The organism is Amphritea sp. GJ51-11 (genome assembly GCF_055808735.1).
In genome coordinates, this window is the sequence record NZ_CM147881.1 from 2,358,789 (window position 1) to 2,381,139 (window position 22,351).

The 22,351-nt window shown below is 49.9% G+C and carries 19 protein-coding genes; 10 read left to right on the forward strand and 9 right to left on the reverse strand.

From position 1 onward, the window contains the following. Nucleotides 1–10: 10 nt before the first annotated feature. The gene (locus tag AC0L4K_RS10445) at nt 11–883 is read left to right on the forward strand and encodes an amidohydrolase family protein (protein WP_417222651.1); all 873 of its coding nucleotides are present in this window, start codon (nt 11–13) and stop codon (nt 881–883) included. A gap of 281 nt (nt 884–1,164) precedes the next feature. After that, nucleotides 1,165–1,908 carry a siderophore-interacting protein gene (locus AC0L4K_RS10450; RefSeq protein ID WP_473266004.1) on the forward strand — a complete coding sequence of 248 codons (744 nt, stop codon included), beginning with the start codon at nt 1,165–1,167 and terminating at the stop codon, nt 1,906–1,908. A 30-nt stretch (nt 1,909–1,938) separates the two neighbouring features. On the opposite strand, the gene AC0L4K_RS10455 is transcribed toward AC0L4K_RS10450, so the two are convergent. Further along, entirely contained in the window at nt 1,939–3,126 is a 1,188-nt protein-coding gene (locus tag AC0L4K_RS10455) for an MFS transporter (protein ID WP_473266006.1), read from the reverse strand. Between the two features lie 274 nt (nt 3,127–3,400). On the opposite strand from AC0L4K_RS10455, the gene AC0L4K_RS10460 reads away from it, so the two are divergent. After that, nucleotides 3,401–3,583 carry a hypothetical protein gene (locus AC0L4K_RS10460; RefSeq protein ID WP_473266008.1) on the forward strand — a complete coding sequence of 61 codons (183 nt, stop codon included), beginning with the start codon at nt 3,401–3,403 and terminating at the stop codon, nt 3,581–3,583. A gap of 14 nt (nt 3,584–3,597) precedes the next feature. Here AC0L4K_RS10460 and AC0L4K_RS10465 read toward each other — a convergent pair whose 3' ends face one another. Both AC0L4K_RS10465 and AC0L4K_RS10470 read right to left on the reverse strand, forming a co-directional pair. Beyond that, nucleotides 3,598–3,981: a hypothetical protein gene (locus tag AC0L4K_RS10465; RefSeq protein ID WP_473266010.1), complete on the reverse strand. Its 384-nt coding sequence runs from the start codon at nt 3,979–3,981 to the stop codon at nt 3,598–3,600. Between the two features lie 13 nt (nt 3,982–3,994). Further along, entirely contained in the window at nt 3,995–4,423 is a 429-nt protein-coding gene (locus tag AC0L4K_RS10470; RefSeq protein WP_417222640.1) for a GlcG/HbpS family heme-binding protein, read from the reverse strand. 188 nt (nt 4,424–4,611) lie between these two features. On the opposite strand from AC0L4K_RS10470, the gene AC0L4K_RS10475 reads away from it, so the two are divergent. From AC0L4K_RS10475 to AC0L4K_RS10490, 4 genes are all read left to right on the forward strand, one after another. Further along, on the forward strand, nt 4,612–4,953 hold the full coding sequence (locus AC0L4K_RS10475; protein WP_417222638.1) for a DOPA 4,5-dioxygenase family protein: 342 nt from the start codon (nt 4,612–4,614) through the stop codon (nt 4,951–4,953). A 205-nt stretch (nt 4,954–5,158) separates the two neighbouring features. Beyond that, the gene (locus AC0L4K_RS10480; RefSeq protein WP_473266012.1) at nt 5,159–6,769 is read left to right on the forward strand and encodes a tetrathionate reductase family octaheme c-type cytochrome; all 1,611 of its coding nucleotides are present in this window, start codon (nt 5,159–5,161) and stop codon (nt 6,767–6,769) included. After that, nucleotides 6,769–7,407 carry a cytochrome b/b6 domain-containing protein gene (locus AC0L4K_RS10485; RefSeq protein ID WP_417222634.1) on the forward strand — a complete coding sequence of 213 codons (639 nt, stop codon included), beginning with the start codon at nt 6,769–6,771 and terminating at the stop codon, nt 7,405–7,407. The genes AC0L4K_RS10480 and AC0L4K_RS10485 overlap by 1 nt, the downstream gene beginning before the upstream one ends. Continuing rightward, a complete protein-coding gene (locus tag AC0L4K_RS10490) occupies nt 7,404–7,733 on the forward strand; it encodes a NifB/NifX family molybdenum-iron cluster-binding protein (RefSeq protein WP_417222632.1) in 330 nt (109 codons plus the stop codon). The genes AC0L4K_RS10485 and AC0L4K_RS10490 overlap by 4 nt, the downstream gene beginning before the upstream one ends. Before the next feature lie 185 nt (nt 7,734–7,918). Here the strand turns inward: AC0L4K_RS10490 and AC0L4K_RS10495 are convergent, their stop codons facing one another. The 3 genes from AC0L4K_RS10495 to AC0L4K_RS10505 are packed head-to-tail and all read right to left on the reverse strand — an operon-like array spanning nt 7,919 to nt 10,468. Continuing rightward, nucleotides 7,919–8,974, reverse strand: coding sequence for a succinylglutamate desuccinylase/aspartoacylase family protein (locus AC0L4K_RS10495; protein WP_417222630.1), 1,056 nt, complete (start codon nt 8,972–8,974; stop codon nt 7,919–7,921). Nucleotides 8,975–8,980: 6 nt separating this feature from the next. Then, nucleotides 8,981–9,892 (reverse strand): 30S ribosomal protein S6--L-glutamate ligase, encoded by a 912-nt coding sequence (gene rimK, locus AC0L4K_RS10500; protein WP_417222629.1) that lies wholly within the window; start codon nt 9,890–9,892, stop codon nt 8,981–8,983. A gap of 15 nt (nt 9,893–9,907) precedes the next feature. After that, entirely contained in the window at nt 9,908–10,468 is a 561-nt protein-coding gene (locus AC0L4K_RS10505; RefSeq protein ID WP_473266015.1) for an ATP-dependent zinc protease family protein, read from the reverse strand. A gap of 345 nt (nt 10,469–10,813) precedes the next feature. Here AC0L4K_RS10505 and AC0L4K_RS10510 point away from each other — a divergent pair, with 345 nt between their 5' ends. Beyond that, nucleotides 10,814–12,550, forward strand: a complete 1,737-nt coding sequence (locus AC0L4K_RS10510; RefSeq protein ID WP_473266016.1) for an autotransporter assembly complex protein TamA — start codon at nt 10,814–10,816, stop codon at nt 12,548–12,550. Next, entirely contained in the window at nt 12,547–16,407 is a 3,861-nt protein-coding gene (locus AC0L4K_RS10515; RefSeq protein WP_473266018.1) for a translocation/assembly module TamB domain-containing protein, read from the forward strand. The genes AC0L4K_RS10510 and AC0L4K_RS10515 overlap by 4 nt, the downstream gene beginning before the upstream one ends. 22 nt (nt 16,408–16,429) lie before the next feature. On the opposite strand, the gene mtgA is transcribed toward AC0L4K_RS10515, so the two are convergent. Continuing rightward, nucleotides 16,430–17,119, reverse strand: coding sequence for a monofunctional biosynthetic peptidoglycan transglycosylase (gene mtgA / locus AC0L4K_RS10520; RefSeq protein ID WP_473266020.1), 690 nt, complete (start codon nt 17,117–17,119; stop codon nt 16,430–16,432). Between the two features lie 155 nt (nt 17,120–17,274). Here mtgA and AC0L4K_RS10525 point away from each other — a divergent pair, with 155 nt between their 5' ends. Further along, entirely contained in the window at nt 17,275–18,264 is a 990-nt protein-coding gene (locus tag AC0L4K_RS10525) for a 5'-nucleotidase (protein WP_473266022.1), read from the forward strand. A 15-nt stretch (nt 18,265–18,279) separates the two neighbouring features. On the opposite strand, the gene AC0L4K_RS10530 is transcribed toward AC0L4K_RS10525, so the two are convergent. Further along, entirely contained in the window at nt 18,280–19,155 is an 876-nt protein-coding gene (locus AC0L4K_RS10530) for a DMT family transporter (protein WP_473266023.1), read from the reverse strand. Nucleotides 19,156–19,212: 57 nt separating this feature from the next. Further along, a complete protein-coding gene (locus AC0L4K_RS10535; protein WP_473266024.1) occupies nt 19,213–22,119 on the reverse strand; it encodes an insulinase family protein in 2,907 nt (968 codons plus the stop codon). Nucleotides 22,120–22,351 lie beyond the last annotated feature (232 nt).

Here is a 22,351-nt window from a genome sequence, read left to right on the forward strand (position 1 = left end):
GGAATAAACAATGGACGCTGATTACCTTCCATTTCATGCAAGCCCAAGCAAGCCAACATTCACCGCCCCAGCCGGTGCGGTAGATGCTCATTGTCACGTATTTGGTCCGGCGGATAAATTCCCCTACCATCCAAAACGTAAATACACCCCTTGCGACGCCTCTAAAGAACAGTTATTCGCGTTGCGTGATTTCCTTGGCTTTGAGCGCAACGTTATCGTTCAGGCTTCCTGTCACGGCACTGATAACGCAGCCCTGCTCGATGCACTCAATACCGCGGGTGAACGTGCCCGTGGTGTGGCTGTAGTCGACCCAGCCATCAGTATGGAAGAGCTCGAAGCGATGCATCAAGCGGGCGTGCGCGCAGTACGCTTTAACTTTGTTAAACGCTTAGTCGACAGTACACCTAAAGAAGTGTTCCTCAGCGTAGCTGAAAAAATCAAACAGCTAGACTGGCATATTGTTGTCTATTTTGAAGCACCGGATCTGGAAGAGCTCATTCCTTTCCTTAAACAACTGGACACCACCATCGTGGTTGACCATATGGGTCGTCCCGATGTCGCTAACGGTGTCGATCATGAAGATTTCCAACGCTTTGTTAGTCTGATGGCTGACAACCCCAATATCTGGACGAAGGTAAGCTGCCCTGAGCGGCTGACACAACAAGCACCCGATTATAGCGATGTGGTTCCTTTTGCCCGCACCTTGGTTGAAAAATTCCCCGACCGCGTTCTCTGGGGCACCGACTGGCCACACCCTAATATGAAGTCCCACGTACCGGATGACGGTAAGTTAGTCGATGTAATCCCACACATTGCACCTACAGCAGCACTGCAACAGGCATTGCTGATAGACAACCCAATGCGCCTTTATTGGCAAAAATAAACCTCACCGATAACCATTGGTGCCGGTTTATACTGACGGTGTCCCTCACTGATACAGGCATTTGTATCAGTGTCAAAGGTCTCGCTTTTGAGGCCTTTTTTTATCTTCTCAGCTACAGTGGTTCGCGCCATCAAACAGCTTCAAAAACGGCAAGATCACGTCCAAGACCAAGGCTGATAAAAGATAGCCAACAATACCCTAGCATTTAAGTCGGGTATTTAATTTATCGGTTAATAATGTTACCGTTTTAACCATTACTTTCGATAATTTCCGGAGTTCCAATGGCCAAACCAATGCCTCGTCCGTTCACCGTTACATCAACGCACCTAATCAGCCCTAATATGCGGCGCATACGCTTATCGGGTGAGGCTATTGCCAACTACCCGGACGATGCTGAAGGCTGCTACGTTAAGTTAGTATTTCCTCAGGACGGCGAATCAAAACCGCTGTTACGCACCTATACCATCCGCCAGATCGATTATGCCGCTCAGTGGATGGATCTTGATTTTGTTATCCATGCGGATGGAGGTCCTGCGTCCTGCTGGGCAGACAGTGCTAAAGCCGGTGATACACTCCATATCGGTGGCCCAGGCCCCGCTAAACGGATCAGTCTGCCGGCCGATTGGTTTCTGCTCGCAGGTGATATGACCGCGCTGCCAGCGATTGACAATAATCTTAAGCGCTTACCTGAAGATGCCCGCGGTTATCTGCTATTAGAAATCATTACTGAAGCCGATAAACAAGCCATAGACATCGAGACGATTCCAGCAGGACTTGAGGTCATCTGGATCCTCAACCCTCACCCAGGAGATCTGAAAAAATTTAGTGATGCGATATGCCAACTGCCTTGGCTTGAGGGGCAACCCTCTATCTGGGTTGCCGCCGAGTTAGATGAGGTCCTAAAGGCTCGCCGCCATATTAAAGCACAGCCGGCGATTGAAACAGGTAGCCTGTATATCAGCAGTTACTGGCAACATGGCATGACCGAAGATCGTCATAAAGTGGCCAAAAGAGAAAGCCTATAAGCCATACGACTCGTCACCCCGCCAGCGCTATTAATCCACCCCGGATGATTGAGTTGATTGGCGGGTTTCAGCTACCGCTTTCACCACAAAAGCCCCGCCAATCAGTCCTAGCAATCCAATACTGTAAGTCGCCATCATTAAACCCGACACCTTAACCATTAAACCAATAATCAAAGGCCCTGAGGTCGATCCCACATCCGATAGCAGCCGCCAGATGCCGATAAAGCCACCCCGATTTAACCGCGGGGCTAGATCAGAACCAACCGTCATAATCACGCCGGCGGACACCCCGTTCCCCAACCCCATCAATGCAGCGATCAACACTAAACTCCATAATCCTTGGGCCCAAGGCAATAAACTAATACTCAACCCAAGCAGGGTTAAACTCGCAATAAACATGGGTTTACGACCGACCCGGTCCATCAAGCTACCGGCAGGGTAAAACAGCAGTGTATCAACCACCGCACCAATAGAGATCGCCATACCGATGCTGGTTTCATCCAGCATCAACGCCGCCCCAGTCAATGGTAATAATAACGCTCGTGATGCCCGCACCAGCATCAGAGCCAGTGACGCTACGCCTGCTGTTAACAGCACCTGACGGTTATCCACCAATGCATCCCGCAAGGCCATGACACTATGATTATCTTGCCCATGGGGTTTGGTATAAACCACCCACATGGCCACAAAGAGCACCGCCAATAAGGAACTCAGTGCGAACACACCCAACGTCACCTGATAACCCTGAGCCGCAATTAACAATCCCGCCAACAACGGCCCAATCACATTGCCCAAACGGATAGTGCCGGCCGACAAAGACATCACCCGGCCACGCTCACCCGGTGCCGCCGCATCGGTAACATAGGAGATTCGCCCCACCAGCCAACCACCGTGAGCCAAGCCTAATAATAATGCCGCCGCTGTTAACACTGGCAGCGTTGGGAAAAGAGCCATTAACGCGAGAGATAAAGAAGAGATAACCGCGGCTGTCAGCATCAAACGCTTATCGCCAAAACGAGCCAACAATAGACCCGCCGGCAGGTCACCAAGCATCATACCGATGCCTTTAAAACCAATAATCATAGCTGATTCAGCCAATGTGCCACCAATGGATAAGACATACAGTGGTAACACCACCAATAACGCCTGCTGAATCGTTGACACAATGGCCGAGGGACAGATCACCGGCAGAAAAAATTTACGGAGTAGATTAGACACTCAATTTAGCCTGTAAGGAAAAGAAAACAGTTGATAACGAAGCGCTATTATAGAGTGGCACAAGCGGCTAAACGACATCGATATATACTTTTTGCTATCGATTTATGAGATGACCAACCTCATCCCGAGGCCCAGTTTACGCGAGATTAAAAGCAGGAAGTCTTAAACGCCAATGGTGAATTTTTCTAACCTTTTATACAAAAATTACTCGTTTGTTCCACTTGCGACTAAGGTCTAACATTACTCCTATCTTAAACACGCAAAGGAAAAAACCATGACCCCATATAACTACGACGCTGATACCATCAACCTTGATCTCAATGTGGTCGTTGCACAAGCTAATGAAGCACGCGCGGCTTATCTCAAAGAAATCCTGTCTAATGCGGCTAAAAAAGTAGTCAACCTGTTCTCTGCTGAACTGCCTGCATTCATCTCAGGTCCACTGGCTCACCGCTAAGCGAGCCAGTTGTTCTACCGATCAATCTTTATCAGCTTAATAACCTGCTCCACTTGTTGCGCGAGAGTCTCATCAGAGGCCAAGGTTATATAGTTCACCTTTAGATTTGCCAATGATGAAAGACAACGATCATCTGGCTGCCATCCCGCTCCCTCGAATTTAATCACCGCCACGACCCGATTTTTGTCAGCCAAGGCTAATAACTCACTCGGGTAATGAATGTTTGCACCATTCATCTGTGTCAAATGACTCCAAGGCTCTTCATCAATATACGCAACAATCTTATATTGACCGATCTCCAGCAACGCCTGTGAGAGTTGATGACTTGGGTAGCCGATATCTATTAAGATCAGCGGCTTATACGCTGCTGTTCGAAAACGCTTAAACCAACTCAACACACGCCCATCCGTTTTAAGCCAAATCGTTCAACGTCTGCAAGGCCGCTTCAGCACAAACGATATCTTCAACGACTTTACCACCGGAAACACCCACAGCACCGACTACAACCCCATCAACCACGGCCGGCAAGCCACCGCCAAACAACGCGACTTTTTCATGTTGTGCCAGACCGTTCGCCAGCACCGCTTGTCCCTCAAGCGCCTCGGCCCACTTATCAGTAGGCCGTTTAAAATGCACCGCGGTATAGGCCTTTTTCTCGGCATAATCCATCGACGGCATAGGCGCACCGGGCTCGCGTAGAGACACCAACCGATGGCCGGCAGTATCAACCACGGCAACATTAATCTTAATACCTAGCTGATGACCTTTATCAATCGCCGCTTTAGCCATCACTAACGCAGCATCGAGGGTAAGTGAAGCCTGCACATGGGTTTTATTCATCTATCTATCGTCCTTTTATCGACTATTGGTAGCTAGGCTCATTGTACTTAAGAACAGGCTAAGTGAAACTCAGAAAGCCCTCCCCTCCGATCTTATTTGCTCACAGACTATTCAGTTTTTCGATAACAATTGCTTCTACAAATCGCTTTACTCTATGATCTAAGCGTCCCAAGAAAACAGGAAACATTATGACTCAGGCCGCTTCAGAAATTTTAGCCTACCACGCCCATGTTTACTTCGATGCCAAGAGCCTTCTACAAGCCGAAGAACTGTGCGAACAAGCCCGTTATACATTAGGTGTAGCCATGGGTCGGATGCATCAGAAATGCGTTGGCCCACATCCAGAATGGAGCTGCCAACTGTCATTCAGTGCCGAACAACTGGGGGATGTACTCCCGTGGCTGATCCTCAACCGTAATGGCCTGACTATTTTTATCCACCCGGTCACCGGCAATGATCTTGATGATCACACTAAATATATTATGTGGCTTGGCGACAGTAAGTCGCTCAATACAGCACAGTTTCAATAACACCCGCTCCCGACCTTCGCGCTGTCGTGCAGTCATATTCACGATCGTGCGAAGCACCTCCGCTGCCCTTCATTGTCCACCCTAGGTTAGTGTCATTCCATTGACGAAAATCTAAAGATAACGACAACATCGTGGATTATTAATTTAGCTATTGCTAATATAAAGATCTTAAGTGACAACTCGAGCTAATCGAAAGGAGTCAACGATGGATTTTCTGGGTAGATGGCGGCTAGCGTTAGTCATACTCTCATGCCTAACGACAGATGTTTCAGCGGCGACCACTAACGGCAAGTTGAACCACATGGTCTCTACCGCCGACCACGCCGCATTCGCCGAATTGCAGCAGCCTTTTCAAAGCGGTCCAGAGGTCACTAAGACCTGCCTGAAATGTCACACCGAAGCCGCTAAACAGGTACAACAAAGCCTCCATTGGACGTGGGAGTATGTGCAACCAAAAACCTTCCAGACATTGGGCAAGCGTCATGTCATTAACAGTTTTTGTGGTTCGGTCACCTCCAACGAGCCGCGCTGTACGAGCTGTCACGCCGGCTACGGTTGGACCGATATGCAACAACCGCCACCCAGCGATGAAACCAGCGTTGATTGCTTAGTCTGCCACGATACCACCGGCGAATACATTAAACTGCCCGCGGCCGCTGGCCACCCTGCCTATAAGCCGATGGAGTCTCCTGCGGGTAGTGGCCATATGCAAGCACCACCTGACCTGACGGCTATTGCTCAGAATGTCGGCCATAGCCAACCCGCCAACTGCGGCTCCTGCCATTTTTATGGTGGTGGCGGTGATGGTGTTAAACATGGTGATCTCGACTCATCCTTGGTCAATCCACCTAAATCATTGGATGTTCACCTCTCACACGACGGCGCCAACTTAACCTGTTCGGATTGTCATACCACCACCGGCCATATCACCGCCGGTAGCCGCTACCAAGGGAACGCTCACGACACCTTGGGTATTGATGTCCCAGGCCATACCGATATGAGTCGCGCCTCTTGTGAGTCCTGTCATGGCAGTGCGCCACACGATAAAGCCAAACTCAACGAACATGTTGACCGTGTTGCCTGTCAAAGCTGCCATATTCCTACCTTTGCTCGGGGTGGCGTGGCCACAAAAACTTGGTGGGATTGGTCAACAGCAGGTCGATTGGATGAAAACAATAAACCGATGACCCTTTATGATGAAAACGGTCATCTCAGTTATCTGAGTACCAAAGGTGACTTTCATTATGCCGAAAATGTTACCCCCGACTATCGCTGGTTTAACGGCACCGTTCACTACACCTTGCAAACCGACACGATCGATAGTGATAATCCACCGGTGCAAGTTAACTGGATAGAAGGCAGCGCTGACGATCCTGATTCACGGATCTGGCCATTCAAAATCATGCACGGCAAACAGCCGTTCGATACGGTCAACAAAACATTGCTAATCAATCACGTTTACAGCCCGACCGATGATAGTGCCCTATGGACCAATTTTGACTGGGCCAAAGCGCTACAAGCCGGTACCACCATTGCTGGGCAGCCCTACAGCGGTCAGTTCGATTTCATCGAAACCGAGATGTACTGGCCTATCAGCCATATGGTCGGGTCTGCAGACAGTGCCGTTAGATGCAGTAGCTGTCATGCCGCTAATAGCCGATTAAACGGCGTAGCCGATATCTATATTCCGGCACGGGATCACAGTTCACTGCTCGATAAGGTCGGTTGGGGTACTGCCCTGCTGATGCTTATCGGTAGTGCCGCTCATGCGGGTGGGCGTGGTATTGCCGCCCTACGCAGAAGGAGGAAAAAATAATGAGCAGCGTCATGGTATTCAAACGTTTTGAACGATTTTGGCATTGGTCTCAAGCCGCGTTAATCTTTTTCCTGCTATTCACCGGCTTCGAAGTGCATGGCAGCTACAGCGTGCTGGGGTTTGGTAAAGCCGTTCAACTACACTCAACCGCCGCGTGGGCACTTATTACCCTATGGGTGTTTGCTATCTTTTGGCACTTCACCACCGGCGAATGGCGTCAATATATACCGGTTAAAGATAAACTCGGCGCGGTTATTTATTACTATGCCGTGGGTACCTTTACCGGCGCCTCACATCCATTCAAGAAAACTAGTTTGGCAAAACACAACCCATTACAACGGCTGGCCTACCTGTGGCTCAAACTGATGATCTCACCCCTTATCTGGGTTTCTGGTTTACTCTATCTATTTTATAACCAGTTGGATCAAGTCGGCCTTGGCAACCTACCACTCGAATGGATCGCTCTGACACATACCGCTGCAGCCTTTCTCATGCTTATCTTTATCATTGCGCATGTGTATATGGCGACGATGGGTAAAACCCCGCTCAGCCTGATTAAACCGATGATTACCGGTTACGAGTCTGAACAGGAAGACGCCGTTACACCTAAAGAACACAACGAGGAGAGACCCTCATGAAAATCGCCGTCACCAGTCAAAACCGTAAAACAGTGACGCCCCACGCGGGCGTCTGCCGGAATTTCTGGATTTACACTGTAGAGTATCAACAGATTACCGATAAACAGTTGCTTGAACTGAGTAAAGAGCAATCCTTTCATAACAGCAAAACAGCGGGGCCGCTTGTGGAGATGATTGATGTACTGCTGACAGCCGGTATGGGCAAAGGGTTGCCGCAACGGTTAGCACGCTACGGCGTTGAAGCCTTGGTTACCGATGAGACCGACCCCACTGCAGCGGTTAACCATTACCTTGAGTCCAGCAAGCAAACGCAAGAGCACGCTTAAGCGTCGCGAACCTCGCCGCAATATCAGCTTAAATAATCAGTCAACGACAGCGATAAAAAAGCCTGCGCGAAGGCAGGCTTTTTACAGCACAATAAGAATTTAGCTAAGTGGTGATGATCAACCTATGCAATAGCCCATCCTTGAGGATTAGCCAGTAACGTAGCCCATAAAGTTAGCCTATTATGTTAGCCCAGCTCGTTATCAAGATCTTCAGGCATCGGGTGAGCATCAATCTGCTCAGTAATCCGCTCAACCTGTTTTTCCGCCGCTAGGCTACTCTCTTCAAAACGCGCTAGGTGATACAGAGCGTCCCCCTCATTCACCACCGGAATATTATTTTGGCCAATAATAATGCCCGAATTAGGTGCCACCACCTCCTCTTCTTGGGTACCGAAAGGCGACGCGACTATACCCATCGACTGCCCTTTACTCACCCGCTGCCCCACCGACACCACGGATCGAAACACACCGTCAGAGTTAGTTCTAATCCAAGAAGAAGAGTTGGCAACAACCGAGGTTAACTCTTTTTTCGAGCGCTTCAGGGCCGGTAACATCTTCAGGTAGCGCACCACATTCATGACGCCACGAATACCCCCACGAATAGCACTATCATCAAACCGTAGCGCTTCGCCCGCTTCATACAAAATCAACGAGATACCGGCTTCATCGGCACACTGACGCAGCGATCCATCACGCAACTTTGAATCGATAATGACCGGTGCACCAAAAGCATTCGCCATCTCTCTGGCAATCGGGTTATCCAAATTGGCTCTAATTTGCGGCATATTGCTGCGGTGGATAGCCCCGGTATGTAGATCCAAAACATGGGTGCAATGACTCAGAATCTGAGTACGAAAGATATAAGCAATCCGACTCGCCAGAGAACCCTTTTCGCTACCCGGAAAACAACGGTTGAGATCACGTCTATCGGGTAGATAACGGCTTTGCTGAATAAAGCCAAAGATATTCACCACTGGCACAATAATCAACGTCCCGGTAATTCGGTGCAACGATTTATGCTTTAACAACTGACGACAAATCTCGACGCCGTTAAGTTCATCCCCATGAATCGCGGCACACACCATTAAGGTCGGTCCAGCACGTCGTCCATGAATCACCTCAATATCCAAATCCAGATGGGTATTGGTATACAGACGCGCTAGATCAACATGGATCGTTTTTCTTTCGCCGGGCTGTACGGTGCAGCCGGCAATCTCTATTGGCTGATTCAGTTTAGACATGATGGATTAACCTTTGCCACGGGTACGGGTTGAAACTTTTTTCGCTTCCATGCTTTTTTCGATAAAGCTGATAATGCTGGCTGCCACATCTTTGCCGGTTGCCCGCTCAACCCCTTCAAGACCTGGGCTGGAGTTTACTTCCATTACCAAAGGACCGCGCTCGGAACGTAACAAATCAACCCCAGCAACATTCAAGCCCATAGTTTTAGCGGCTAACACTGCGGTAGCGCGCTCTTTAGGGGTGATACGCACCAATGAAGCTGAACCACCACGGTGCAAGTTAGAACGGAACTCGCCCTCTTTACCTTGACGTTTCATGGCGGCAACCACCTTATCACCGATCACCAAGCAACGAATGTCGGCACCGCCGGCCTCTTTAATAAATTCCTGCACCATGATGTTGGTCTTCATGCCCATAAAGGCTTCCAACACACTTTCGGCTGCCTTACGGGTTTCGGCCAATACCACGCCAATACCCTGAGTACCTTCCAATAATTTCAAAACGACGGGGGCGCCACCAACCATATCCAGCAAATCGGGAATATCGCCTGGTTTACTGGCAAACCCAGTGATCGGCATACCCACCTTCTTACGGGATAACAGCTGCATCGAACGTAACTTATCACGCGAACGACTGATCGCCACCGACTCATTAAGGGGGTAAACCCCCATCATTTCCAACTGACGCAACACCGCCGTACCATAGAAGGTCACCGAGGCACCGATACGGGGAATCACCGCATCAAAGCTGCCTAAATCTTCCCCTTTAAAGTGGATACTCGGTTCTTCAGAGTTGATATTCATGTAACAACGTAAGACATCTAAGACCTTAACTTCATGGCCTGCCGCCTCAGCCGCTTCGATCAAGCGACGGGTGGAATATAACGATGGGTTTCGCGACAATATTGCAATTTTCATATAAATCCTTTTGACTCATGACTCAGGCTGATGAATGCCTTGTGAAATTAAATACGCACCTGCAGGGTCGATAACGAAGCGGCCATTCATCGCCGTTCTTCCCAGTAACATCCGAAAGCGCATGGTGTCTCGACTGGTTAATGTCAGTTCGATCGGGTATTGCTGATCACCAATCACCACATTGGTTTCTATCACATAGCGTTCACTCTGATGCCCACCAGAATCCGTTACTGTACGAATATCTTTAACCGGCATTTCACAGCGAACCACCTCTTCAACATCATGCTGACGAGGGTGAACATCAAAACTGACCCAGTTTTTTCCGTCTCGTTGAAACGGCTCAACCCTAAAGGCATGCAGCGCCGAGGTACGTGCGCCAGAATCAACTTTGACCTTCATCTGTTCAATGCCAAGTTCTGGAAGTGACACCCACTCCCGCCAACCGATTACTTTTTTTGTTCGTTGCTCAAGACAACTCCTCCGCTCACCCAACTGAGCTTTGTAAGAAGACAGGACAAACCCAGAACACGCACCAACCGTCGTGTTAGAGACTTTGCTAATGACGATATACATCATTATTGATCCAACGGATAGTAAAGAGATTCACTTGCGCAAAATAATTACACTGCCGGCTCCAATTAACCGACATTGGCGTTATGAGCATGATCCGAACAGGCTGATTAAAACATCCCCCATAACCACCAACTAAGCCGACATCAGGCCCGCTTTCTCGACTGATGCAACGGATGAATACCCGCTAATAAATCAGTCTAACGGGCTACAGAGTTAATCCACCAATGCGGCTCCACCACTCGCTAACCTAATGTGCTATAACACCTTCAAGCTAATTGATTATAGTATTAAAAACGCCATGAGCCGGTATAATTACGGTATCTGTTGACCCTATGCCATAGAAACCGAATGATGACTCTGACACGCCTAATATTCCTGCTACTGCTGAGCAGTACCTCATTGCATCTAATGGCTGGCACACTGTCGATAACCCTCGAGGGGGTCAACACAGAACAGTCTCTTAATATCCGCAGTTTTCTCAGTATAGAAGCCCTAGAAGGCAAGCCTATAACCAACCCGAGCCGCTTGCGCTATCTACACAACCTTACCGACGCAGAGATTAAAACCGCGCTCCAGCCACTCGGCTTCTATCGTCCCACCATTGACAGCTCATTGACTAAAAACGGTGAGGATTGGCAGGCCCGCTATCATATTAAACCCGGCACGCCCCTTCCCATCGCAACACTGGAGATCCAATTATCCGGTGCGGCACAAGACGATATTGCCTTTCAGCAACTGGTTGCCAAAACATCCCTGCGGGTGGGTCAAACCTTAATTCACAGCCAATACGAACAATTCAAAAAACAACTGAATTCGCTAGCCGTTGAACGAGGTTACTATCAGGCGGATCTGACGCAACATCGCGTGGAGGTGGATCTAACGAATTACAGTGCCGCCATCACCCTTCACATGGCAAGTGGGCCACGGTTTAGTGTCGGTGACATTACCTTTGCTCCCAACCCTATTGATGATGCCTTTCTAAAGTCTTATGCCTCCTTCAACAGCGGCGATCCGATCCAAAACAGCAGTTTAATCGATCTGCAGTCCGCGCTGATCGATAGCGATTATTTTCAGCGGGTCGAAGTCAGGCCTTTATGGAATCAAATGAGCGACACCGAGGTTCCCATCTTTGTTGACCTCGACGCCAATAAGAAAACCAAATACCACGCTGGACTAGGTTATGGCACCGATACCGGCGCACGCACCAAACTCGGTATGACTAAGCGCTGGGTGAATAGCCGTGGCCATCAGTTCAATACTCAGTTACTCGCCTCGGAAATCATCACCAACCTATCCGCCGAATATTCAATACCCGGCTTAAATCCCCGTGAAGACCGTTATGCTGTTCAGCTAAGTCTACTGGATGAGAATTCGGATAACATCGATACCCGTAACTACTCGATTGGGGTGTCAAAGCAGCAACAGCGCGGCCGTTGGCAACAGGTGTTGGCGCTAAATTACCAGCAAGAGGAATCAACCTTTAGCGGCGAAACCGAAACATCCTATTTCCTCATCCCACAGATTAACTACAATACCTTCTCCACCAAGGACCGCTTACGGGTTAAAAACGGCTATAGCCTGTCGTCACAACTGCGAGGCAGTAGTAAAGCGGTCATCTCCACCGAAGATTTCGTCCAAACCCGCATCAGCGGCAAAGGCATCTACAGCATAACCAATAAATTTAGGGTCCTCGGGCGTGCAGAATTAGGCACCACTTGGGTAAATGATTTCGATGCTTTGCCTGCTAGTCTGCGTTTCTTTGCCGGGGGGGATAACAGTGTTCGGGGTTATGACTATAAAAGCCTCGGGCCACGCGATGACAGTGATGATGTAGTCGGCGGTCGCAACCTCTTGGTCGGCAGTATTGAGGTCGATTACCGCTTGGTTGAAAACTGGGGCGTCGCTGCCTTTATCGATACAGGCAACGCCTTTGATGATATGGATCTCAGTCTACACACCGGTATTGGTGTCGGACTCCGCTGGTTCTCTCCGGTTGGTCCCGTCCGTTTTGATCTAGCCGTACCGCAAGATGACGGCGATGATAATAGTATCCACCTGCATTTCAATCTAGGAGCCGATCTGTGAGCAGCGCTGACACCCCAACGCCACGCACCTCTCGGATTAAACGGTTCGTTAAAGCCGCTCTGTCATTGGCGGCGCTAATGTGTCTCCTCTTAATCGCTGCCAGCTATTATCTACTCGGCACGAGCAGTGGCTTGCATCGACTCATCAATCTCAGTCAAGCGTGGCTCCCCGGTGAGTTACAGATTGAGCAGATCGACGGCTCACTGTTCGGTGTGCTGACACTCGGGCAAATTCGTTATACCCAGCCGGAATTAACGTTAGCCGTCGACAACCTGCAATTGGACTGGCAACCCGCCGCACTGTTATCCGGGCGGCTGCACATTACTCAGCTCTTGGTTGACCGGCCGATTATCACCCTTACGAATAACACCGCCAGCGAGCCTGAAACACCGACTGAACCATTGGAGTTGACCGATATTATCCTGCCATTACAACTGCAGCTCGATCAAATACAGGTCCGCCAGCTCACTTTGAATCAACCACCCCAAGCGGGCGAAGAGATAGCGACAGCAACCGAAATATCAGCTCTGCAACTATCACTACACACCGATGGACAAACACTGATATTAAGGCGGTTAAGTATCGCAGCTCCTCAAGCGACACTAGCGCTAAGTGGTCAACTAACACCCAGTGGCCAATTTCCACTTAAGCTCGACACACAATGGTCCGTCACCCTAGCCGAACAGCAACCTCTGTCTGGCGAAGGTTCCATTGAAGGAACCTTAAAGGGAGAGCAAAATAGCTTAACCGTACAACAGCGGCTCAGTGGCTTAATCAATACCGCACTCTCGGCATCAGTGCAAAACCTGCTCGAGAAACCATCTGGCCAGCTAAAGCTCAACGATGTCAAAACCGAACTCGAACAGTTCACCCCGTTACTCGCAGGGAGCAACCTACAGGGCTCAGCCAAGGCCAGCGGTGATGCGGACCAGCTACAACTCGACAGTCTGTGGCAAACAAGTCTACCGGATATCGGCTCTACCCAATTGACACTGAAGCTCCATTTAGCCGGTCGTCAGTTAAAAGTAGATCAGCTGAAACTGACACAACTGTCATCCTCGCCAGGGCAAAAGCCGATAAAACCATTAACACTGGCATTGCAGGGCACCCTTGATCTCGCCAGTACCCCCCTTAGCTTTGCCATCCAAGGCCAGTGGCATAATCTGCGCTACCCTTTTAACGGCACCGCCAGCTATCTCAGTCCAGCCGGTCAGTTACAGCTTAACGGCGATTTACAACACTACGATCTCAAGCTCAGCGCCGCGGTCGCCGGTGCCAATATACCGGCCGGCCAATGGACGCTAACCGGTAGCGGCAACCAACAGGCATTAGACACACTCTCCCTCACCGGTAAAACCCTCGAGGGCAGTATACAGCTCACCGGTGGGGTCAGTTGGCAGCCAAGCGTGAGCTGGACATTGAACCTCGCCGGACAGCAATTAAACCCCGCTAGTCACTGGCCCGAATGGCCGGGTAAATTAAATCTCAAGGCTGCAATTAACGGCAGTCTGCCGACAGACCAACCACTAAAGTTACAGGTAAAGTTAACCTCACTGAACGGGGTGCTGCGTGATGAACCTATTAACGGACACGCCACCCTCAACATTAACGGCCAGAGCGTCGCCGTGCCGCAGCTACGATTAAACGTTGCCAACACCGAAATCGAATCCCATGGTAAATTAGATGACACTCTGGATCTCAGCTGGGCCATCCGCTCTCCGGACCTCAGTCAATTGATGCCTGAGTTACAAGGCGTTCTCAACGGCTCGGGTTCATTAACCGGCAGCCAAAGCGCACCCCACCTCATCGCTAAGATCGATGGCCAAAACCTGCAATTTAATCAATACCGTAGTGATACGTTATCCGCCGATCTCGATGTTAACCTCAGTGCCAACAAACAATCCCATATTGAGCTAAACGCTTCACAGCTCTCGCTGGCGGGACAACGGTGGCAACAGCTAGCCCTAACCGGACAAGGTAGCGCCGCACAGCATCAATTAACACTGACAACCTCTCAGGGCCCTGTCGATATCGATGTAAACTTAAATGGCCGTTGGGAAAACAGTCAATGGCGCGGCCTCATTCGCCAACTCGATCTCACCCAAGCCGACCTCGGCACATGGCAGATACAACGCCCAGCCCCTCTGCAACTGAGCAGTGATGCAGCCGTCTTAACAGACCTCTGCCTACGTCCCCTTAACTACAACGGCTCCCTATGTTTAGGCGGCGACTGGTCCACAAAAGGTGGATTGGCGGGTAGCCTCAAGACACAACAACTATCCCTCAAGCACGTGCAGCGCTGGATTCCAAGCCAAGCGGTCTTAGCGGGTGAACTTGAGGCGGATATCCGTTTCTCACAAGCGCCCGAAAAAACACCATTAGTGACAGGCTTTGCCCGAATCAATGGGGCAGAGCTACAGCTAGAAGAGGAAGATTTACAGGTCATTGCCGGTGATATCACCTTGGATCTCAATGGCCAGAACAATCAACTCGATGCAGCCCTTTCGATTCCCTTACAACAACCTACTGGACAGCTAACAGCCCGCATTAAAGTGGCAGACATCAATGCGAGCCAAAGACTCAATGCCGAGCTTGATCTCGCCTTGAGTGACCTTAAGTTTATCTCGCTGTTTACCCCTCAACTCCAAGCCATCACCGGGCAGGTCAATGCCGATATGACTTTAACTGGCAGTGTTGATAACCCCCTTGTCGAGGGACACCTAACACTCAGTGATGCCTCTACCGACCTACCAGCTCTTGGTATCAAACTGGAAAAAATCAACCTCGCGGTGACCGGCGAACCCGGTAATAACAACTTGCAACTGAAAGGCTCGCTGGAGTCAGGCAAAGGCACGATCAAGATCGATGGCCAATACAATCCGGTCACCGACACCGGCGATATTGCCTTACTGGGCGATCATTTTAAAGCTATCGCGACTGAAGAGATTCAAGCCTGGATCTCACCGGCCATCACCCTCAACATCACCCCTAAACTGATCACCTTGCGAGGTGAATTAACCATTCCAGAAGCCAATATCCAACCACCTAGCATCGATGCCAGTTCGCCCCTATCAGACGATGTGGTTATTCTTGACCCTGCCGACAGCGAATCCAACCCACTCGCGCAAGGCAACCCAAAACGCTTACTCGATGCCCAATTACGTATTACTCTCGGAGATAAAGTCTATTTAGAAGCGCTCGGCTTCGAGGGTCGGTTATTAGGCAGTATTTTGGTGGAAGATAATGGCCGGCAAGTGACCCGCGCCACCGGCATTATGCAGGTAGCCAGTGGTCAATACCGCCTCTATGGGCAGGATCTTGATATCGATCGAGGCAGCTTAATCTACAGTGGCGGCCCGATCGACAACCCCGGTTTAGATCTGCGCGTTTCACGCACCATTGATGAGGTCACTGCCGGAGCCAAAGTATCCGGCACCCTCAGTGACCCTCGGCTATCGCTGTTTTCTGATCCCGTGATGCCTGAAAGCAGTCAACTCTCTTATCTGATGTTTGGTCATGCACCAGGTGCGGGGGGCAACTCGCTATCCGAACAGGAGCTACTGTTTAAAGCGGCCTCAGCCCTAACCTTGAAAGGTGGCAACACCATTGCAGAGCAGATATCAGAAACCTTTAACATTGATGATCTTGGTGTCGCGGGCGGCGATACATCCACCGATACCTCGCTCTATATCGGAAAATACCTCTCGCCCCGTCTCTATGTTAAATACGGCGTGGGGCTATTAGAGCCAACCCATACCTTTTTTATGCGGTATAAACTGAATGAATCTTGGAGTGTTGAGACGCAAACCGCCAGTGAACATAACGGCGGGGACATTTTCTATACCTTGGAACGCTAGGCTAACCGACCGACAGCCGCTACTATGGCCGCCAATGATTTGGCCCTAGCAACCGCATCTGATGTTGAATCCACTGAACACGTTGCCAAACATACTCGCTAGGCTGCGCCGCACTTAACCGATAAGGGTTTGGTAACACCGCGGCTAACCGCGCCGCTTCCGTTGCCGAAAGCCGTTTAGCGGATTTATGAAAGTAAGCCTGACTGGCTGCTTCCACGCCATAGATCCCCGGGCCAAACTCAACAATATTCAGATAAACTTCAAGAATGCGTGGCTTATTCCACAACCCCTCCATCAACAACGCCAACCCGGCTTCAAACCCTTTACGCAGGTAGCTTTTAGCAGGCCAGAGAAATACGTTTTTAGCCGTCTGCTGCGTTAATGTACTGGCTCCTCGGACTCTCCCGCCGTTTTGATTAGCGTTAAACGCATCAAGGATCGAGTTTAAATCCAGCCCCCAGTGCGACGGGAAAGTTTGATCTTCCGAGGCGATCACCGCCAACTGCATTGCCGGTGATATCTGCTCCAGCGGCACCCAGTCATGCTGGCTTTGGGCAGGGTAACCGGCAGGGGGATTGATATCCCGCTGTAGTTGCCACATCCAGACACTCGGGTCGACGAACCGTAATAATAGTACCAACAACACCGGCACCAGAATCAGGATCAATAAGGTGCGCACTAACCACTTTCGAAAAACCCGAAAAACACTCAATGTAGACAATCCTATACATGATGAGGCCGCATAATACCTAATACTGGTGTTTTTATGAACAATTGTTTCGAGTGAATCATCCGCTACACTGTGTTTAACTAGCCTAACCTAAACCGATAGAATACGTTTAATTTCCGTCATAGGATGGCTCAAAGATGACATTTGATCTTAATGAGGTGCTAGTCATCGGTGTTTCCAGCCGAGCACTGTTTGATCTTGAACACGAAAACAGCATTTATCAGCAACAAGACGTTGAGGCATATCGCCGTTATCAGTATGAACACGAAAATACCCTGCTCGGTAAAGGCACCGCTTTCCACCTCGTGAAAGCCCTCCTAAGTCTTAACAAACTATCGGATGAGCGGCTCGTCGAAGTAGTGGTCATGTCAAAAAACAGCCCCGACACCGGCTTGAGAATACTCAAATCCATTCAGCATTATGACCTCGACATCACCCGCTCTGCGTTTACCGGCGGCGATCCCCTGAGTCCATTTTTGCAGGCTTACAGTGTTGATTTACTGCTCACTCGGCACTCCGATGATGCACAGGTCGCCATCGATACACAGGATTGTGCCGCCGCACTGATCTATGATCCACCGGAAAGCTACCAGCCCGATCATGATAAAATTCGTATCGCGTTTGATGCCGATGCAGTGCTGTTCTCAGATGAATCTGAATATATCTATAAAACCGAAGGGCTCGAACGATTTCAACAAAATGAATCAGACAAAGAAGATATCGCCCTACCCGATGGCCCCTTTGCCAAACTGGTTCGGGTTTTATCACGACTCAACCGTAAACTCGGAGCCGACCGCTCCCCACTGAGACTGTCCATTGTCACCGCTCGCAATGGCCCCGCTCACCTTCGTGTCATTAAAACCTTACGAGCATGGGATGTGAATGTCGATCAAGCGTTTTTTCTCGGTGGCATGAGCAAAGAGCCAGTATTAAGCGCTCTGCGCCCACATATCTTTTTTGATGATCAACCGGCGCATCTAATTCAGGCATCAAAGCATGTGCCCAGCAGCCAAGTGCCCTATCGCAGCGACTCACAAATTCAATCGCTATCACCGATAACGATAGACTCAAAGTCTAGTTCAGAACAAGCAGCGCTAGCCGCCGCACCCGTTCGCGAATCTAGCTAACCCTTCAAATGCATGCTAGCTGACAGCAGGGTCGGTGACGACCTTCCGCTTGCCTAGCATCGCCACCATTCCGGCACAGCTAACCAGTAGGATCCCAAACAAAGTATGCCAACCCAAGATCTCACCCCAAACCCACCAGCCGAGTACCGCCGCCATCGCGACCGAGCCATAGGTAAAGGGTGCGAGCTGCCCCGCCGGCGCCATGCCATAAGCTTTGCTCAACAATAATTGTGCAATGGTTGAGGTCGCGGCCAACACAATCAGCCAGCAAAACTGAGCGAGCGTTAGGCCTGCACCGGTCAGCCATGCGGGAACAGCCGATAAAATAGCGCTAAAAAAAGCAAAGTAAAACACGATCAGCTGAGGTGATTCGGTCTCCCGCATCCGTCTCACCGTAACTTTAGCCAAGGCTCCCAGACAGGCACCCAACAGCGCAATAATGATACCGAAATTCACCGCAGCTTCCTGCGGGTTTAGAATCAGTGCCACACCCACAAAGCCCACCAGAATAGCTAACTTAACCCGCAGGGTAATACGCTCACCCAACCACCAAAAAGCAATTAAAGGCATAAAGAAAGGGGCGGTCTGTTTTAATAATGCCGCCTGGGCCAAGGGCAGATGCCCCCAGGTATAAAACAGACAGGTCATCGCCGTCACGCCCACCGCCGCCCGCATAAAATGAAAACGTAAGGTGCTAGTACGCAACACGCCGGTGCCTTTACGCATTAACCAAGGCATAAACAGCGCCAAACCGAGAAAGTTGCGAAAAAACACGATCATTTCTGTTGGCAGATCCCCAGAAAGTTGCTTAATCACCATGCCGGATAACACCAAAAACATCTCAGATAGCAGTATCAGGACAGCACCCACAAGAAGATGATTACTTTTCATAAATAACAAAAGCCCTTCTGCCAATGACAGAAGGGCTTAGAGAGCTCCCACGATAACTTAAATAGCGATAATATCGAACTGATCGTTCAACCCGGCGGCTGCAGTAGGGCTGGTCACCACGGCAACACTGGCAAGCTCAGGTTTAAAGTAATCTCCTGCTACCCGCTTAAGGTCCTCTAACGTGACCGTTAGTATCCGTTGCCGGAACCCTTCACGCTGCTCAGGGGTCCGGCCAAACAGTGCACTATGGTAGGCCTGTTTCGCTTCACCGGCGGGTGAGCCTGGTTTATCAATACTACTGACAATACCCAAGATCGCCTCTTCCAGTTGTTGCGGCTCCAGTTCACTATTCAGCACCCAAGCAATCGACGCATCAAAGTCATCCAGCGTCTCAGTTAAGCGAGGATCACGGTAGGAGAAGAAACGGAACACTGCATCAGCAGAATCCTGACCCGCGCCGCCGCCATAAGCACCGCCTTGCTCCCGCACCACCCGATGTAGAAAGCCATTACGTAGGAAGTCGCCCAAGACCGTCAGTGCCGCCGCATCTGGATGCTCCACGGGCACTGTTGGATACGCTTTAGCACAGAAGTTAACCTGTGTACTGGTCGTCCAAGCCTGCTGAACCGCCTCACGAGTCGATGGCAAAGATAAAGCCTCAAACTCACCCTTATTATCGACACTCGGCCAACGGGCCGCCATGGATTCAGCCAATTGCTGCTGATGTTCCGCTTCAGTGACGATGAGGAAGCGCCTTGGTGCGCTGAGCATTTTTTGATGTAACTGTTGTAGATCAGCGGCCAGTTGTTTCAGGTTAGCCTCATCACGCAATGCTTCATCCAATGTCTTAATCGCCCGAATACTTTGCAGCCCCCGCAGATTATGTGCCAACTGTCCCGCCGGGGATAATTGGCTGACCGCCGCCATGATCGCAAGGCTATGACCCTGACCGGTGACGCTCTGTTCTTTGCGGGTACGTTGCTGTGACACCAATTCACGAATGCGGCTTAACTCATCAAAGCGTACGGTTGCCAATGTTTTATACATGAGATCGGTCAACTGCGACTGCTTATCCAACAGGGCTTTACCTGACAGTGTCAGATAACCGCTGACCTGCTGTTCATTATTAATATCGGCCCGTACCGACGAGTAAGCGTGAATACCACCACACACTTGTGACTGAAGTGCTTGAGTATCCTGATAGCTCATACCATCACAGCCAAGCTCGGTTAGACAGTTACTATAGAGTGGTAACATCTGCCGCTCTGCCTCACTCAACGCGGGCAGATCCATAATCACCTGCTGATAGACTAAGCCGTTAGTTCCCTGCGGATAGAAGTGATAATGAAAACCCTTAAACAGGTTTTCAGACCCCTGAGGGATATGCATCTTCGCAGGAACATCAGTGATGGTTACTTTAGGCAGTACCGACTCATCATCAACCTGATTCTGACGCTGTTCAAGCGCCTTCGCCTGGTCGATGATCGCTTGTTTCTGTGTATCATCCAACTGTTGTCGAATCGCTTCTAGCTTAGCCGCTTCCGCCGCATCACGACGTTCTGCCAACTTAGCATCCGGCCTCAGTGTTAAGCGAACCCGGTGAGGATTATCTAATAGCTCTCGCACCATTGCCGGAATAAAGTCGGGATCTTTAATCGCTTCACGCAGCTTTGCCAAAACCGGATCAAGGTTTAACAAGGCGATAGGATCACCCCGGTGAATAGCGGATGACAGGGATGCCAAAATCAGGCTCATACCATAAGGGTAGCCATCGCCACTGATTTCACGCTGACTCAGCTCCAACTGATGTAACGCTGCTTCAAGATGTTCTTGCGGTACACCGTTTTCAGCCACATTCGCCAAGGTATCGAGTACCAACTGCTCAAACTCGACAGCGTTCTCCGGCTCACTGCCCTCGATACCACACATCAGGGCCATCTCACGATTAGAGTCTTCCAAGCCGCACAGCGGTGAAGGTGACGCCCCAAGGTCGGTTGATTCCAACGCATAGCGCAGTGGAGATGAACTGTTATCCAACAACACTCGGGATAACAGATGGGCTTTTAGCTGTTGTTCTAAATCAATGCTAGGGCCTAACAACCACGCCAGAACATGGTGGGTTTTAGCGCTGCAATCGTCCTCGTCCAGCGCATAAGCCTCTTCAACTTTGATCGGCGAGAAATAACGTTTTTCATCCTCTACCGTAATCTCATCACTGAGTTTGTCAAAATTAACCAACGCTTGGTCTTCAATGCGCTGCTGCAACTCCTCCACTGGAATATCACCAAAGGTCATAAACACTGCGTTAGAGGGATGGTAATGGGTCTTATAAAAATGAAGCAACTGTTCATAAGTAAGATCGGGAATCGCTTCTGGATCACCACCGGAGTTGTAATGGTAGGTTGTGGAGGGAAACAGATGACGAGTCAATGTCTGCCACAGTGTCGACACTGGCGAACTCATCGCCCCTTTCATCTCATTATAGACCACACCTTTATAGACCAACGGGCTATCGGTATTGTCCGGCTCGCTGAACTCGATACGATGACCTTCTTGCGCAAAATCGAGCGGATCCAGACGGGAGAAAAACGTCGCATCGAGATAAACATCAAGCAGGTTAAAATAATCTTTAGGATTCTGACTGGCAAACGGATAGGCGGTCCAATCACTACTGGTAAAGGCGTTCATAAAGGTATTCAGAGAGCGGCGGCTCATCATGAAGAACGGATCTCGCACCGGATATTTGGCGCTGCCACACAGAGCGGTGTGCTCTAAAATATGAGCGACGCCGCAGTTATCTTCCGGCACGGTACGAAATGCCACTAGAAATACATTTTCCTGATTATCGGCGGCGATATGATAATGCAAAGCGCCGGTACGGGAATGCACATATTCTTGTACATCGATGCCCAGTGACTCAATGGTTTCCGTGCGTTTAAGTTGAAAAGCCGGTTGGCGGGTCATGGCGTTATCCAATGTCTGTGATCTCAATCTCTAGATATTGAGATCATTGTAACTAAATCAACACCTTTTCGCCTGCCCACATCAAAGAAATGCCACATTCATCTTACAGCCGTAAATAACTGAGCTACAGTTACAAGCTGAAAGACCTTAAACAGTACCTATATCCAACAAATGTCATGTTTATTTCATTAATGACCTTTAGGGTAGTACTACCGGGAACTTCTGCTAAACA

Bases quoted from the DNA above. Each gene is read 5' to 3' on its own strand.
- AC0L4K_RS10495 (WP_417222630.1), bottom strand. From the start codon at position 8,974: ATGTCTAAACTGAATCAGCCAATAGAGATTGCCGGCTGCACCGTACAG.
- AC0L4K_RS10480 (WP_473266012.1), top strand. From the start codon at position 5,159: ATGGATTTTCTGGGTAGATGGCGGCTAGCGTTAGTCATACTCTCATGC.
- AC0L4K_RS10525 (WP_473266022.1), top strand. From the start codon at position 17,275: ATGACATTTGATCTTAATGAGGTGCTAGTCATCGGTGTTTCCAGCCGA.
- AC0L4K_RS10490 (WP_417222632.1), top strand. From the start codon at position 7,404: ATGAAAATCGCCGTCACCAGTCAAAACCGTAAAACAGTGACGCCCCAC.
- AC0L4K_RS10445 (WP_417222651.1), top strand. From the start codon at position 11: ATGGACGCTGATTACCTTCCATTTCATGCAAGCCCAAGCAAGCCAACA.
- AC0L4K_RS10510 (WP_473266016.1), top strand. From the start codon at position 10,814: ATGATGACTCTGACACGCCTAATATTCCTGCTACTGCTGAGCAGTACC.
- AC0L4K_RS10460 (WP_473266008.1), top strand. From the start codon at position 3,401: ATGACCCCATATAACTACGACGCTGATACCATCAACCTTGATCTCAAT.
- AC0L4K_RS10485 (WP_417222634.1), top strand. From the start codon at position 6,769: ATGAGCAGCGTCATGGTATTCAAACGTTTTGAACGATTTTGGCATTGG.
- AC0L4K_RS10530 (WP_473266023.1), bottom strand. From the start codon at position 19,155: ATGAAAAGTAATCATCTTCTTGTGGGTGCTGTCCTGATACTGCTATCT.
- AC0L4K_RS10450 (WP_473266004.1), top strand. From the start codon at position 1,165: ATGGCCAAACCAATGCCTCGTCCGTTCACCGTTACATCAACGCACCTA.
- AC0L4K_RS10535 (WP_473266024.1), bottom strand. From the start codon at position 22,119: ATGACCCGCCAACCGGCTTTTCAACTTAAACGCACGGAAACCATTGAG.
- AC0L4K_RS10505 (WP_473266015.1), bottom strand. From the start codon at position 10,468: ATGATGTATATCGTCATTAGCAAAGTCTCTAACACGACGGTTGGTGCG.
- AC0L4K_RS10470 (WP_417222640.1), bottom strand. From the start codon at position 4,423: ATGAATAAAACCCATGTGCAGGCTTCACTTACCCTCGATGCTGCGTTA.
- rimK (WP_417222629.1), bottom strand. From the start codon at position 9,892: ATGAAAATTGCAATATTGTCGCGAAACCCATCGTTATATTCCACCCGT.
- AC0L4K_RS10475 (WP_417222638.1), top strand. From the start codon at position 4,612: ATGACTCAGGCCGCTTCAGAAATTTTAGCCTACCACGCCCATGTTTAC.